The sequence below is a fragment of the Candidatus Thiodiazotropha sp. AKAK3 genome (assembly GCF_058244645.1).
Genome location: NZ_JBSYOQ010000053.1, coordinates 77,894 through 92,806 on the forward strand (window position 1 = coordinate 77,894; position 14,913 = coordinate 92,806).

Below are 14,913 nucleotides of genomic sequence, written 5' to 3' on the forward strand. Positions count from 1 at the left end.
TTTGGATTTAAGGTTCATAGCTGGAGAGCAACCGTAGCAGTAATAGTGCCGACTGCTTGGGTGATTCAACTTGTGCTTCATCCCCAGGCAGGATCGGACCGATACATCCTGGGCATCCCTGAACACAATCACAGGACTCAATCAACGCTCTGGCATCAGTCACAATTGTCGACCGCAGACGATATAGCGGAGAAGTAATACCAATACCGCCCGGATAGTTGTCATAAAGGAATAGGGTTGGTGTAAATTGTGCTAATTTTGCGGGATCAAGGTTTTTTCCTGAGTCATCACTGAGTTGTCCTCGGCCACTATTCTCTAAAGTTGCGTGCCATCGCGCATCACCATCCCCAACTGCACGTCCGATATCGCGACTCTCTGAGAGCATACGCATTGTCGCGATGATATGCATCGCGTAACCCGCACCTAAAAAACCCTCCAGTGCCGTCTGTCGTGTCTCAAAGGCTTCATCTAAGGCCCTTGGATTGACCTGCCACCAGACTGCAGTGGTGTGCATCTCCTGGTCGGGTAGATCTATCTTTCCGTAACCTATGTTTTCATGGGTGTAATAGCGGATCTTTTTATAGCCGGCAACGCGGGTGACTAAATGAACCTCCCCCTGTGTAACACTGAAGCGATCCGTCTCCTCTGAGTCGAAACTTTCCAGAATCTTTAGCCGTGTGTAGTCTATTGCATCAGTGTAATAGTCGGCTCGAGTTTGGGTGACAAATGCTTTGCGACCCTCCCAATCCAATTTTTCCACTTGATAAGGCATCGACTGAATCATATAGATGGCACCTTCGTATAGTGTCATCGGAGCAGAGTTATAATCGACTTCAGCAATCACCCGTTTTTCACCGGCTGTTGTATCGATCACAACAAAATTACCCTCGGCGACCGAACGAAGACTGACATTGTTGGCTGGATAGCTGTCGGTCATCCAGTGCCATTGGTTCTCTTCTCGATAGAGAACGCCATGCTCCTCCAGATAAGCAAGCATTTCAGATAAATCCTGATTTCCGAATGACTCTCCCTGCTTGAATGGCAGTTCAAAGGCAGCACAGCGTATGTGATCAAGCAGAATGAGTAGTTGATCAGGATCTATTCGGGCCTGTTCGGGGGATGCCCCGAGAAAAAACTCCGGATTTCGGATGATATATTGATCCAGAGCTAAGCTACTGGCGACCAATACACCAATTGCGGTTCGCTGTCGTCGACCAGCTCGACCCAGGCGCTGCCAAGTGCCAGCTATGGACCCCGGGTAACCATTGAGGATGGAGAGATCCAATGATCCGATATCCACGCCCAATTCAAGGGCGGAGGTAGAAACCACGCAATCGATCTCTCCCCGGCGAAGGCGCTTTTCCATTGACCTGCGTTCGGTAGGTAGATAACCACCACGATAGGCTATAACCCGGGCAGGATATCTTGGGTCGTGATCAAAGGTATCCTTCAGATATTTGGTCAGCACCTCGACCATCAGTCTGGATTGTGCGAAAACGATACTTTGCAGACCATTTTTTACAGCCATTTTGGCGATGCGGGTAGTCTGTGATCTGGCCGAAGCACGAATACCTAAATCTGGATTGATCACAGGCGGATTCCAAAGCAGCAAGTGCCGGGCACCCTGTGGAGCGCCACTCTCAGTGATGGCTTTGACCTGCTGCTGGATCAATTCTCTGGCCAATTCTGCTGGATTTGCAATGGTCGCGGAACAGAGTATGAACTGGGGGGTTGAGCCATAGAAATTACATATTCTTTGAAGACGGCGCATAAGGTTTGCCACATGGGAACCAAATACTCCTCGGTAGGTATGCATCTCATCGATAACCACAAACCGCAGGTTCTCGAAAAACTTCGCCCATTTCGTGTGGTGGGGCAATATGCCCTGATGCAGCATGTCGGGGTTTGAAACCACAATATCCCCTCGAGATCTAACAGCTTTACGAGCATCACCAGGGGTGTCGCCATCGAATGTAAAAGCGCGAATACCAAGGGATGCCGCTCTGTTTATTTCGTTCAGTTCAGCGACCTGGTCCTGGGCCAATGCCTTGGTGGGAAAAAGGTAGAGCGACTTAGTCTGATTAACCAGGGCTGCTTGGATAACCGGTAGGTTATAGCAGAGGGTTTTACCCGAAGCGGTGGGGGTCACCACTACGGTATGCTGCCCGGCAAGGACACTGCTCCATGCCGCTGCCTGATGGGAATAGAGTTGTTCGATACCTCGTCCCAATAGAGCCGCAGCTAACCGAGGGTCTAGTTCAGCAGGTAGAGGAGCATAACACCCAGATTTTGCCGGGATGGTCAATTCGCCTGTGATCTGGCCAGCGTACCGTTTACGCAGCTGATCAGCGAATTGATCAGCGATATGTGGCACCTCAGTTGAGCGCGAAGGGTATAGTGACTCGGCTGGTCTGTTCATCGGGACTGTTCTCCAACTGTTCTCTAGTCTAGAATAGAGAACAACTGGAGAACAAATCAAGTCTGAAAATGAATTTAACTCGAAGACAGCAACAGATTTACGATATTCTGCGCTCTGATTCCGATCTTTTAGAGCAGCCTCCTACCTATGAAGAACTCTGCACTCGGTTAGGCCTTAGCTCACGGGGGTCTCTGCATAAGCACATCAAAGCGTTGATTGATGCGGGGCTGATAGAGCCCATGGCAGGCAGGCAAAGAGGGATTCGTTTGTCAGAGTCAGCGAGAGCGGAAGAGGGCATCCCACTTCTCGGGAGCATTGCCGCCGGTCGTCCCATCGAGGCAATCACTCAGTCTGAAATGATTAGAGTTCCAGAAGATATGCTAAACAGCAAACCTAGCTATGTTTTGCAGGTTTCCGGGGCCTCTATGATCGATGAAGGTATATTTGATGGTGACTATGTTGTTATTGAGAGCTCTGATACCGCAAGCAATGGCGATATCGTGGTCGCATTGATAAATGGCGAGGAGGTCACTTTAAAGCGCATCGAACAGCTGCCAGGCAAAGTAATTCTTTATCCGGCAAATTCCAATATGTCTGAGATGGTGTTTGAACCTGATGAAGTTCAGATACAGGGAATCTTAATAGGTTTATTAAGATATTACAGATAACTAACTGATTAATAAGATATTAATAAATTTTATTTGTTCGCGTGTAACTGAAAGCGGATTAAAAAGGGTGGAGTCCGAAGACTCCTCCCAATACTGATTTATCTGGCAGAAATAAGATTCAGTGGAAACCCACCACCGCCAAGCAGGCTTGCTCCACCACCACCTAGTAGACTGGATAGATGGGATAGTGGGTTAAAGATACCACCCATATCCCCACCGATCTTATCGTTGCCTGGTCCACCAGAAATGTCATCGCAACCTCTACCACCTTTGATGTTGTCATCTCCGCAACCACCATAAATAGTATCGTTACCCCTGCCGCCGTTGATGCGATCATCTCCACGACCACCCCAAATGGTGTCATCTCCACGGCCGCCACGAATATTATCGTTGCCACAGCCGCCCGAGATCATATCATCACCTCTGCCTCCACTGATCCGGTCATTTCCTGCACCGCCCCAAATGGAATCATTACCTCTGCCGCCACGAATGCAGTCATCACCAGCACCACCAACGAGTCTATCGTTGCCGCTACCTCCACTGATTCGGTCATTGCCTGCACCACCCCATACTGAATCATTGCCAGCACCACCACGAATACAGTCATCGCCAGCGCCGCCAACGAGTGTATCGTTGCCGCCACCTCCACTGATCCGGTCATTGCCTGCACCACCCCATACTGAGTCGTTGCCAGCACCACCACGAATGCAGTCATCACCGCTACCGCCAAGGATGGTATCGTCACCGTTACCGCCACTAATCTTATCGTTACCAGCACCACCATTGATGTAGTCGTTGCCGTTACCACCGATAAGGGTTTCATTACCTGAACCACCCTGAAGGGTGTCATTTCCATTACCACCTTCGATGGTGACATTATTTTTAGGCCCGCAAAGCTGCTGACCTGTCATCGTAATGCTGTCATTACCGTTTCCGCCACGGATGACAAGGTTTTGTGCTTCTTCTGCGCTGAAGTGATAATTGTCACCATTCACACACACATCGACCGATCCATCAAAGTTGGTATGGGCATTGATTTTGTCATTTCCATTCCCTGCATCAAGAACGGTTTGATTACAGTTGCTTGTAACCGTAGTGTCATTATTAGGGTTTGGGCATCCACACTGAGTGGCATTCATTGATGTCATTTTACTTTCTCCATGTAAAAAAACTTTTAAAACAATGATTAATTCTGATCTCAGAACAGAATTACTCACAAGTTATTCAACATGAATGAAGCGATGTTAGCTAGCTATGAATTACCCTAGCTAGGGTTTGTATATATACTAGACAACTGTTACCGTTTTCTAGCAATTAACAACTAGCTGACAGATGGGGTTTACTCTAGATCTGGCCCTGATTGGGATGAATCGGTAGCCTCTTGTTTTGGTAACTTATCCAATAAACTCATACCACCAGCAGTAATCCCCACCAAGTATTCACTGTCTCTATAGGAGAGCACAACTACTCTCTCACGAGAACCAACAGGAAGAGTGAGCATAAGATTGATTCTATTGCCATCACTTTGATTATTATGGAGGCTCTTTAAAGCCTTTATGAATAGCCATGCTAAAGCGATAACTACAATTAAGGCCATGAGTGTAAAAAAAAGATCTTGTGTATAACTTTCCATCTTTATGTAAATTTTTCATCCGGGTAGCGGGTTAAATCCTCACCAGGTGGATCTAATGACGTAGAGTTTTCATCAGCCTCTGAATCTTTTTTGATCTGCTCTCTTACCTGTTTCGCCCACAATATAACCTCAGCCATGACATCGAAGAGATCACTGGGAATAATATCTCCCTCATTGGTATCTGAATATAGTGCACGAGCTAATTCAACATTGCGTAATATCGGAACATGGGCTTCTTCTGCTGCTTCGCGCATAGCTTTTGCAACAAGATCCTCACCTTTGGCTGCTATGGTTGGGACTGGTGTTTTTTCTCTATCATAATCAAGTGCAATAGCTAAGTGTGTTGGATTGACCAGAATTACATTTGCAGACCTGGCTGCTTCTGATGCACTTTGCTGGGACCACTCTTGATGGGCTTGCCGCCGTTGTTGCTTGATCATGGGGTCACCTTCATTCTCTTTATGCTCCTGTTTGATATCCCTCATGCTCATGCGTAACTTCTTGATATATGAGTAGCGTTGGTAACCCGCATCAAGAATGGCAATAAAGGTAAAAATACCCACAGACCAAATTAAGAGACTCAAGAGCATGCCCCAGAATGTCGAACCAATGAACGATGCCATTCCTTGGGGTAGTTTTACAAGATCAGGTAACGATGCTTTGAGGATTAGCCAGCCTATTATAAATAGTAAGACAGTCTTAGCGATAGATTTAAACACCTCAACCAGATTATCCATGCTGAACATTTTCTTGAGTCCAGATGCTGGATTAAGATGATCCATATTTGGCTTTACTTTTTCAAAAGTTATGACAGGACCCGCCTGTAAAAACTCGACGAGTGTTCCGATTATTGCTGCTGGAATTATTAAGAGTGCAGTTAGCTCCAATAGTGTGCTATATGACTCCATACCGATATGGTTGAGCCAATAGAAAAAATCATTTGACTGCCCGGCATTTTGGAGTGTAATAGAGACTAAAGAGGAGATGCGTTCAATAATATAGAAGAGACTGGCTCCTAGAAGTACTATCCAAAGTATCATAACGCCAGTACTGGATATATCCTTACTTTTAGAGACATCCCCTTTCTTTCTTGCGTCCTTGAGCTTTTTCGGTGTGGGTTTTTCTGTCTTATCCCCACTATCATTCTTATCAGCCATACATGCTTCCGTTGCAATACTTATTTAATTTAAAGAATGAGAAGCTATCAGTGTATCCGATATATATATCAGGGTACAGATGAGATATGGTAAGAGTTACTTTCAGATGATAATTTTTATAAAGCACTATTTAAATAATGATATGACTCATATCACATAGTGATTTGGAATGGTTGGCAATAATTATTTAAATGCCATTTAAATTTAAACAAATACTTTCCTTACTTAATTGCGTCAATATTACGTCGTTCATAATAATTACTCAGTAATTGAGTGTTATGTGGGAATATTCTGATGTTTGTTGTGGTAAATTTCCGATGTAATTGACTTTCTATATGTGATTAAATTCTAGTTACAGATCTACTAATATCGTTATTATAGAAATGATAATTGAAGTATTAAGACTGTTATTTACAGTTATTATCTGTGAAAATAGATGTAAATCTGATAGACCACGGATTGGTGATAGCTGTGTGACATACTTCTCACTACAGAAATAATGAGTACGATATATGTCACGTTGTAGTAATGTTTAGTATTTAATATCACAAGCCATATCTTTATCAGGTTTTGTGAACAGGATGATAATGTTCAAAGGAAGGAATATGAGACATGATGTCTTAAAAGTTATTGCTATACTTCTTGCTGTAACTTCGATTAATAATGCTAATTGCTCCCCGCACCTATATAGATATGATATTGCTGACACAAGTCATAATGTAATATCTATTCCAGTCGGTTATCTGAAGTCTAGATACTTAGAATCATCACCTACAATTTCAAAACATTTAGATTTATATGATAAACAGGATGCTGAAAATTCCATAAAAGCGTCGAATATTACGAGCTTTGACATTAATAAATATAATGGGGATATTTCTAATATTACATATGATTATAGAATAAAAAGAACTGTTCCTAATCATCAGTTTATTGAAGATATTTTTATAGTTTCCGAAGAATATAATATAGACCCACTTTTATTACATGCGATTGCAGAGATCGAATCTGCATATAACGCAAAAGCTGTCTCCAAAGCAGGTGCTCAAGGGCTTATGCAGGTGATGCCTGATACGGCTCGTAGATTTGGAATGCAGAACCCTAATCAAGAATTATTTAATCCCATTAGTAACCTAAGAGTAAGTTCTAATTACATTAGGTCATTACATAAGCTATTTGGCAATAATATTCCTTTAATACTTGCTGCATATAATGCAGGAGAAAATGCAGTAATCAAATATGGATACAACATACCACCATATAAAGAGACTCAAAATTACGTTGAAAAAGTGATGAAGCGCTATCTCGAAATGAAAGAGAAGTCTTACCAGTTATGAATACTGAAATTTCGAGCAATATATGAGCATACAAGAATATCTACAATCAGATAAAGATATTGATGGGGGCATATTCTCAAGCATCAGTGATCTTGTTCTAGCGGTAGGGATTGTAGCCATCATAGCTTTGATGGTATTACCACTTCCACTAATAGTACTAGACTCATTAGTTGCAATAAATATTGTAGTTGGGTTGTTACTAGTATTGATGGGAGTGTATATAACATCACCGTTGCAGTTTTCTGTATTTCCTAGTGTTCTGCTCATTAGTACTTTATATCGACTTGCACTTTCTGTCGCTACAACAAGAATGATACTCCTGCATGGTGATGCTGGTCATATAATCGATACATTCGGCAATATGGTTGCTGGTGGCAATATAGTTGTTGGGTTAGTTGTATTCTTAATTATCACACTTGTACAATTTATAGTTATTGCAAAAGGTGCAGAAAGAGTAGCTGAGGTGGCTGCAAGATTTACACTGGATGCGATGCCAGGTAAACAACTGTCTATAGATTCAGATTTGCGATCTGGATTGCTAGATAAAGACGAAGCTAAGCGGAAGCGTAGAGAAATTGAGCTAGAAAGCAAATTGCATGGCAGCATGGATGGCGCTATGAAGTTTGTAAAGGGTGATGCAATAGCAGGTATAGTAATTATTATTATTAATCTAATTGGTGGTTTGGCGATAGGTGTATTGCAGTTAGATATGGAAATGGGTGCTGCAATGTCTAAATATTCTATACTAACTGTTGGCGACGGAATGGTTGCACAGATTCCTGCATTACTCGGAGCAATGTCAGCCGGTTTAATCGTCACGCGAGCTACTGATGAACAGTCAGATCGTCATCTCGGTGATTCAATTCAAAAGCAGTTAACTGCTATTCCTCGTGTATCACTGGTGGCTGGTGGGTTGTGCATATTACTAGCCTTTGTGCCAGGCTTTCCAAGTGGTGTTTTTGTAGTCATTGGCTTAGTTTTACTGTTTTCTGGCGCATTACTTGTACCTTTTTGGAAATCAAAAATAGAGAAAGTAACTAAACCAACGTTTGAAGTTATCTTAAGCGGAAAAGAATCAACAAAAATTGGTGAGAAAGAAGTTAACCCTTTATATGAAGTAAAGCCAGCTGTACCACTACTTTTACAACTGCCAAAAGAGATGTCAGGTAAAGATGAATGTAAATATCTAATAAATAATATAGAAAATGTTGTTAATGATTATCAGGTAGATATTGGAGTTCTTCTACCAAAAGTAAATATACATTGGTATGGAGATATAGAGTCAGGTTGGAAGTTGCTTGCTTATGAAGTTCCTATAACAAAAAATAATATAGATACACCTGAAGCAATCGAAATGATACCTGAAAAGATACATTACGCACTTCGTAGAAATATAACTCTTTTTCTTGGTCTACAGGAAACGAGTACCATGTTGACTCAATTGACAGCAGAAATACCGGACATAATAAAAGAAGTACTACGTATTGTACCTATGCAGTCTCTGGCAACAATTCTACGTAATTTACTCGAAGAAGAGATTCCCATACGAAACTTACGTGGTATTCTCGAGGCTTTGATCGAGACGGGGCAACACGAAAAAGATATTAACAATTTAACAGAATATTCAAGAATTGCATTGAGAAGACAGATCACATATCGATATGCACCAAATAGTGTATTACATTCAGTAATACTTAGCCCTGAGCTAGAAGAGAAACTATTACAGGCTATACGTGTTACATCAGGCGTTGTACAAATGTCATTACAACCGCAAGAAGCAGAGAAAATAGTTAATAGTATTGTTACATCAATTAATAAACATAATCCTGTAGCATTAGTTACGTCGGTACAAATACGTCGTCATGTCAGGAAAATGATTGAAAATATCTCATTTGATACACCAGTACTTTCTCACAATGAGTTATTACCCTCTATCAAAATAGAGATCATGGATACTGTTAGCGTGCCCGATATGCTACTGGAAGCGGTTTAACAAATAATAACGGAATATATAAGTGATTTACTTTAAAAAAAATTGGTTCAGGTATTATGCATTTGTCAATTTATTGCTTATTTCAGGTCTTTGCTTTTCAGCAAATACACCTAATATTGATAAAAATATAACAATCATTGCTAGAGAACAACCCATTGAATCATTTCTTAGGGAGTTGTTTGGACAGTTATCTGTACCTGTTGTTATAGATGAATCTGTTAGGGGTATGGTGAACGGTAGTTTTGAAAACATTTCTGCTGAACAGATATTTAGCGATTTATCCAAGTCATTTGGACTTGTGAAGTATTATGATGGTGCTGTTTTATACATATATACGTCTAACAATATTACCAGAAGAATAATTCCAGCTAATAATTCTATCTCGAAGAGAATAGTGAATGCCGCAAATAGTCTTGAGTTAACTGATCAAAAAAATAGTATTCGTAAAGCAGTAGAGGGTGGTTTAGTAGTTACAGGAACGAGACGTTTTATCGAACAGATAGATGAACTTGTATACGCAGCAGAAATAGGACTAAAAGATTATGAACCACCGGTAGGTTTTAAAGTATTTTATCTTAAATATGCTTGGGCTCAAGATGTATCAATGACTTTCGCAGGTAAGCAGGTTGTTATACCTGGCGTAGCAACAATATTAAAACAACTTCTTGAAGAATCTCCTCAGATGATCATAACAGGGGGTTCACATGAGAATCTCATCAAGCCAACTACCCCTGGGCTACGTGGACAAGGTCTAAATAGTATAGGCAAGTCAGAACGGGTAGGTATTCCGGATACATCAGAAATCATAGAAGTTAATTCACGACAACAGGCATATCAACAGAATGTTTCCACAGTGTCTGGCATGGTTGGTGTTAATCAATCAAATGTAAGGATACAGGCAGATCCAAGACTTAATGCGATTATTATAAGAGATTCTCCAGATCGTATGTCACGATATAAAAACCTAATAGAGTCTCTCGATATTGAACCTCAAATGCTAGAAATAGAGGCGACGATTATCGATATAAACACAGATAAACTGAGGGAATTAGGTATCAATTGGCGTTGGCAAAATAATGATGATGAAGTTCTATTCGGTAATGGTAATGAAGATAGTGATACCGCTTTGAACACAACAGGACAAATAACACCTTTTGGTAAGGGTGGGTTTATATCATTTGTGCTCGGTGATAATGCTAAATTTATGGGTAGAATAAATGCGTTAGAATCAAATGGAGCAGCTAATGTTGTGTCGAGACCACATGTTCTGACACTATCAAATGTCGAAGCTATATTTGATACAAGTTCAACTTTCTACGTTAGAATTGCTGGTAGAGAAGAAGTTGATCTATTCAATATCTCTGTTGGTACCTCGCTAAGAGTTACACCTCATGTTTTTAAGGATAATGGGCAGGCAAAAATAAAATTACTTGTTACGATTGAAGATGGACAGCAAACAGACCAACAAGTAGATAAAATACCTGTTGTAAGCAGATCTGCAATAAATACACAAGCACTGATAAATGCAGGAGAGAGTGTATTAATTGGTGGGCTTGTTCGTGAGGTGACAAGTGAAAAAGTAGATAAAATACCATTACTTGGTGATATACCAATAATGGGAAATTTATTCAAAACAACAAATAATCAAAAATCACGCGTCGAACGAATGTTTTTAATATCACCAAAACTAGCAGTACATAAATTATCTGATAAACAAAAAAAGAAATTGTCAGATAATGACATTGATGTTGGTTTAGATGAGCATACGGAAATAAATAAAATTGATGAAAATGAGATAATGGAGGTTAGTAATAAACAAGGTTCAAAAGAATCATGGGAAGTATTACTTGATCTGTGATTAGTCTGTTTTATTCGTTAAATATCTAAAATTGAGTGATTGTTATTAATGCAAACAACTTCGAAAATAGAGATGATCGTTCTCACTGGCGAACAAGCAGGTGCTAGACGACTACTTGATAACAATACAACATTTACTATATCAGGAAATATGGATACTGATATGGTAATCAGGGATAATGCGATAGCTGATGAAAGACTTAATCTTATAACAAAAGACAATGAAGTATTTATTCAGGTATTGAATGGAAATATAGATATCCAGGGTAGAAAAGTTACAAGCGGTAGCCTCGTTAAGGTACCTGAGTACGCGAAAGTTATAATAGGTGATACAACATTATCATATGGAAATAGAATAGATGCATCGTGGAAAGATATTGTTGAATATGTATCTAGTATGGAAAAGTCAACAATAAATAGTAGTAAGTTGGCAATAAATATAAAATCTAATTATATTCTATATTTATTTATAACATTAACAATTATAACAATGCTCATAACTTATCAGGTGCACTATTATAATATTGAGAGCAGTAAGTCCATAAAAATAACCAACGAAGAACACTTACTCAGCATTTTATCAGATAATGGATTTGAAGATTTAGCAGTAAGTGATAAAGAAGATAGACAACTTGTTTTGTCGGGGTTTCTTATGACAAATAAAGAAATGTCAAAAGTAGAAACGATAATAGATGAGATAAATTATCCTGTACTGATAGATATTTCTACTGGCGATCATCTTGCTGCAGAAGTAAGAGAACTATATCGTGTTAATGGCGTTGAAACTGATGTAAAGACTCTTAAGCCTGGGACTGCAATAGTTACGACAAAGCATGATGATAGAGAGTTACTAGAAAAACTGAAGCATATTGCTCTAAGTGAGATACCAAGTTTAGTAGAATTAGATACAGAGTATATAGGAATTACTAATAAAAAAGAGACTGTTAATAATAGTACATATAATAATGAAGATGAAAAAAGAATAACCATGGTTGTAGATGGTTCACCTGCATATGTAATGACATATGACAAATCTAGATATTATGTAGGTGCACTTTTACCGACTGGACATAAAATTATATCTATTGTAGACAAGGAAGTACTACTGGAAAAGGAGGGACATCTAACGACACTAGAATTCTAAAATATATATAAATGGAATGATCTATAGACTAGTAAAATTTAATTGAGGACATAAAAATGGCAATAAACAATTTGTACAGTTCTATGAGTTCAACTGCTGCTAATAATCACGATACATCGGATGGTAGTTGGTTTGAAGCAATGGCTGATGCTTGGGGTAAGGCACTAGATAACCAGGCCACAAAAATAGAAACATTATCGACAGAAATTGGTGATGAAGGTCAGGAAATGCCTTCGCAAATAACAAGATTAACTGCAGAATCATTAAAAATGACATTTTTATCTAATAGTTCTCATACTGCTCTGAGTAGCTTAGGTAGCTCACTTGAAACTATGGCTAGAAAACAGTAGAGATAAAAATAATGGATAATTCATATATATCAGCAATAAATGCTGTTGGACCATCATATCTAAAGTCATCATCAAATCATGTTGAAATAGGCTACGGTGCCTCTCTAAATGATATTTCTAATTTTGAAAATAGTATGAAGAGCGTAAAAACGGAACATTTAGAGGCTACAAGAAGTGAAGGTCCATCAGTAACTGAAAAAGCAGTTACTAAACCACTAGACTTTATCAATAAAGAAGCTGAAGCTATCGCTAACTACGCAAAGTCTGCTATCGAAAGTGGAAATGAATTGACTCCAAGTGAGATCGTAATGTTAACGGCTCGCAGTCATGAATTTATGTTTCATTGTCAATTGACCTCAAACATAGCAAATAGAACTTCTGATGGTCTACAACAACTCTTTAGACAACAGAGTTAAGTATGTTAAAGAATATTATTCTTGTGATTTTAATAGTTTTAGGAATAACTGCATGTTCTGAAGAGTCATTATATTCAGGATTAACCGAAAGAGAAGCTAACGAAATTATTGCTTTACTGTCTAATGCAGGAATATATTCTTCTAAAAACAAGAATAATGATGAACGTTATACTGTATCAACTTCTCGTGATAACTTTTCTAATGCAATCGAACTTCTCAAGACTAACGGTTATCCTAAAAACAGATTCGAAAGTTTGGGTGAGGTATTTAAAAAAGAGGGTTTTGTATCTTCACCACTTGAAGAACGAGCTCGTCTAAATTATGCCCAGTCGCAGGAATTATCGAGAACTATAGAGAGTATAGATGGAGTTATATTAGCTCGTGTTCATCTTGCTATACCTAAATCTAATCAACTGGAGTCAAAAGTAAAACCTTCATCTGCTTCAGTATTTATAAAACATAGAAGAGGAGTAGATTTAACAGATAGAGAGTCCCAAATCAAAGCATTGCTTGTAAATAGTATCGAGGGATTACCCTATGAAAATGTTACGGTTGCAATGTTTACATCAAACCCAATTCCTGTAGGAGTAAAAAGAAAGGATAACAACATCAGTAGTATATTCTCACTCAACAATGCAGAGTTAGACTATATGCTTGTAATATTGAGCATACTAGTATTTGTACTATTTACATTGACAGTTTTGTTGTGGATCAAGAATAAAAAACAATCATCTCATTTAAGAATAACTAACTCTGAATAGTAAAATGAATAGTGAAATAGATCATGTAAGACAATATAGGTCGACATTAAATAGTATCGCAGATTATATACTAACGAATGAAAAATCTGTTGTTGAGTTTGGTAATTCTCTAGAGTGGAACGACCTTGAAAATATACCAACCTGGCTTCTGTGGGATAAAAATAATATTGATCATCTGGTTATGACTGCTGGAACGATATTTTTACTTCCATCGATCAGAATTTGGATAGATTCAAAAAAAATACGAGAAGTCAGTGATTTAATTGGTAATGATGTATTTAAATTTATAATGAATAATACTCATGTAAATAACCAACGTATCTCTTCACTAAATATTACAAATGTTTCTGAAAACATTAAGTCTGCAGGTGCATCTGTTTTATTATCGTGTTACAGCATAAGATTAAGACCCTGGTTGTCTCATTCCTTACCTAAAACGAAGGGTAAACTTAATTCAATATTAGCGCAGGAAATATTAAAACATACATTGTTTGTTCTAGAAAATACGAAAAATAAAACCCAACTAGATAAAGAAATACAATGAATTATCTAGTTATTATAAATAGTGATGCCATAACATGCGCAACAAACAATTATTTGTTATCAGATAAAGAGGTTATTCGGCTAGATTCTATTAACGATGTAGTAGAGACAATAAATACATTAAAAGCACAAAAAGAAGAACAAATTAATATATCAATTAAAAATGGCTATAAAAATGGATTTAATCAAGGATTAGTTAATGCGCAGAATGAATTAAATACTCAGTTTATAGAGTATCTTAAGGATTTGACTGAGAATTATTTTGTCAACACAACTGAAACTGATAGTGAAATAATTAATATGGCTTGTGAAGTAACAAGAAAGATCGCTGATGAAATCGATTCTGCTGAAATATTACCCAGTCTTGCGATTACAGCACTAAAAAAACTAAAACAACATAAAAGAATAGAGTTAAAAGTACGACCAGAATATGTAGAGATATTAAGATCAAAAATTAGTAGTTTAGAAACAAATGAAGTCAATAACTATTCATCTTTGGAAATAGTCGCTGATGAATCATTGGATACTTTGGACTGTATAATTAAAACAGATGCAGGTGTAACAGTAGCAAGCTTTAATGACCAACTAAATCTATTAAAAGAAAATATAATAAACGAAATGAGAGAATAGATATT

General features: G+C 38.6%; 14 protein-coding genes. 10 read left to right on the forward strand and 4 right to left on the reverse strand.

The genetic code is table 11. The annotated features are described in order from the left end of the window. Window positions 1–7: 7 nt before the first annotated feature. Window positions 8–2,419 carry a DEAD/DEAH box helicase gene (locus AC4IE7_RS12770; RefSeq protein ID WP_490777233.1) on the reverse strand — a complete coding sequence of 804 codons (2,412 nt, stop codon included), beginning with the start codon at window positions 2,417–2,419 and terminating at the stop codon, window positions 8–10. A 68-nt stretch (window positions 2,420–2,487) separates the two neighbouring features. Here AC4IE7_RS12770 and lexA point away from each other — a divergent pair, with 68 nt between their 5' ends. Continuing rightward, window positions 2,488–3,087, forward strand: coding sequence for a transcriptional repressor LexA (lexA, locus tag AC4IE7_RS12775; protein WP_490777234.1), 600 nt, complete (start codon window positions 2,488–2,490; stop codon window positions 3,085–3,087). Between the two features lie 98 nt (window positions 3,088–3,185). On the opposite strand, the gene AC4IE7_RS12780 is transcribed toward lexA, so the two are convergent. The 3 genes from AC4IE7_RS12780 to sctU form a co-directional block, all read right to left on the reverse strand. After that, complete coding sequence (locus AC4IE7_RS12780; protein ID WP_490777235.1) at window positions 3,186–4,235, reverse strand: calcium-binding protein; 1,050 nt, start codon at window positions 4,233–4,235, stop codon at window positions 3,186–3,188. Window positions 4,236–4,426: 191 nt separating this feature from the next. After that, on the reverse strand, window positions 4,427–4,720 hold the full coding sequence (locus tag AC4IE7_RS12785; protein WP_490777236.1) for a FliO/MopB family protein: 294 nt from the start codon (window positions 4,718–4,720) through the stop codon (window positions 4,427–4,429). Between the two features lie 2 nt (window positions 4,721–4,722). Further along, a complete protein-coding gene (gene sctU, locus AC4IE7_RS12790) occupies window positions 4,723–5,877 on the reverse strand; it encodes a type III secretion system export apparatus subunit SctU (RefSeq protein ID WP_490777237.1) in 1,155 nt (384 codons plus the stop codon). A 605-nt stretch (window positions 5,878–6,482) separates the two neighbouring features. On the opposite strand from sctU, the gene AC4IE7_RS12795 reads away from it, so the two are divergent. From AC4IE7_RS12795 to AC4IE7_RS12835, 9 genes are read left to right on the forward strand one after another with little or no spacing between them, the layout of a single operon-like run. Then, on the forward strand, window positions 6,483–7,214 hold the full coding sequence (locus tag AC4IE7_RS12795; protein WP_490777238.1) for a lytic transglycosylase domain-containing protein: 732 nt from the start codon (window positions 6,483–6,485) through the stop codon (window positions 7,212–7,214). Window positions 7,215–7,236: 22 nt separating this feature from the next. Continuing rightward, window positions 7,237–9,207: an FHIPEP family type III secretion protein gene (locus tag AC4IE7_RS12800; RefSeq protein WP_490777239.1), complete on the forward strand. Its 1,971-nt coding sequence runs from the start codon at window positions 7,237–7,239 to the stop codon at window positions 9,205–9,207. A gap of 22 nt (window positions 9,208–9,229) precedes the next feature. After that, window positions 9,230–11,065, forward strand: a complete 1,836-nt coding sequence (gene sctC, locus AC4IE7_RS12805; protein WP_490777240.1) for a type III secretion system outer membrane ring subunit SctC — start codon at window positions 9,230–9,232, stop codon at window positions 11,063–11,065. Between the two features lie 48 nt (window positions 11,066–11,113). Continuing rightward, window positions 11,114–12,208, forward strand: a complete 1,095-nt coding sequence (locus AC4IE7_RS12810) for a SctD/MshK family protein (protein ID WP_490777241.1) — start codon at window positions 11,114–11,116, stop codon at window positions 12,206–12,208. 56 nt (window positions 12,209–12,264) lie between these two features. Continuing rightward, a complete protein-coding gene (locus AC4IE7_RS12815; protein ID WP_490777242.1) occupies window positions 12,265–12,558 on the forward strand; it encodes a hypothetical protein in 294 nt (97 codons plus the stop codon). Window positions 12,559–12,569: 11 nt separating this feature from the next. Continuing rightward, on the forward strand, window positions 12,570–12,974 hold the full coding sequence (locus tag AC4IE7_RS12820; protein ID WP_490777243.1) for a hypothetical protein: 405 nt from the start codon (window positions 12,570–12,572) through the stop codon (window positions 12,972–12,974). A gap of 2 nt (window positions 12,975–12,976) precedes the next feature. Next, a complete protein-coding gene (gene sctJ / locus AC4IE7_RS12825) occupies window positions 12,977–13,735 on the forward strand; it encodes a type III secretion system inner membrane ring lipoprotein SctJ (RefSeq protein ID WP_490777244.1) in 759 nt (252 codons plus the stop codon). A 4-nt stretch (window positions 13,736–13,739) separates the two neighbouring features. Then, a complete protein-coding gene (locus AC4IE7_RS12830; RefSeq protein ID WP_490777245.1) occupies window positions 13,740–14,279 on the forward strand; it encodes a hypothetical protein in 540 nt (179 codons plus the stop codon). After that, complete coding sequence (locus tag AC4IE7_RS12835; protein WP_490777246.1) at window positions 14,276–14,908, forward strand: FliH/SctL family protein; 633 nt, start codon at window positions 14,276–14,278, stop codon at window positions 14,906–14,908. The genes AC4IE7_RS12830 and AC4IE7_RS12835 overlap by 4 nt, the downstream gene beginning before the upstream one ends. Window positions 14,909–14,913: the final 5 nt, after the last annotated feature.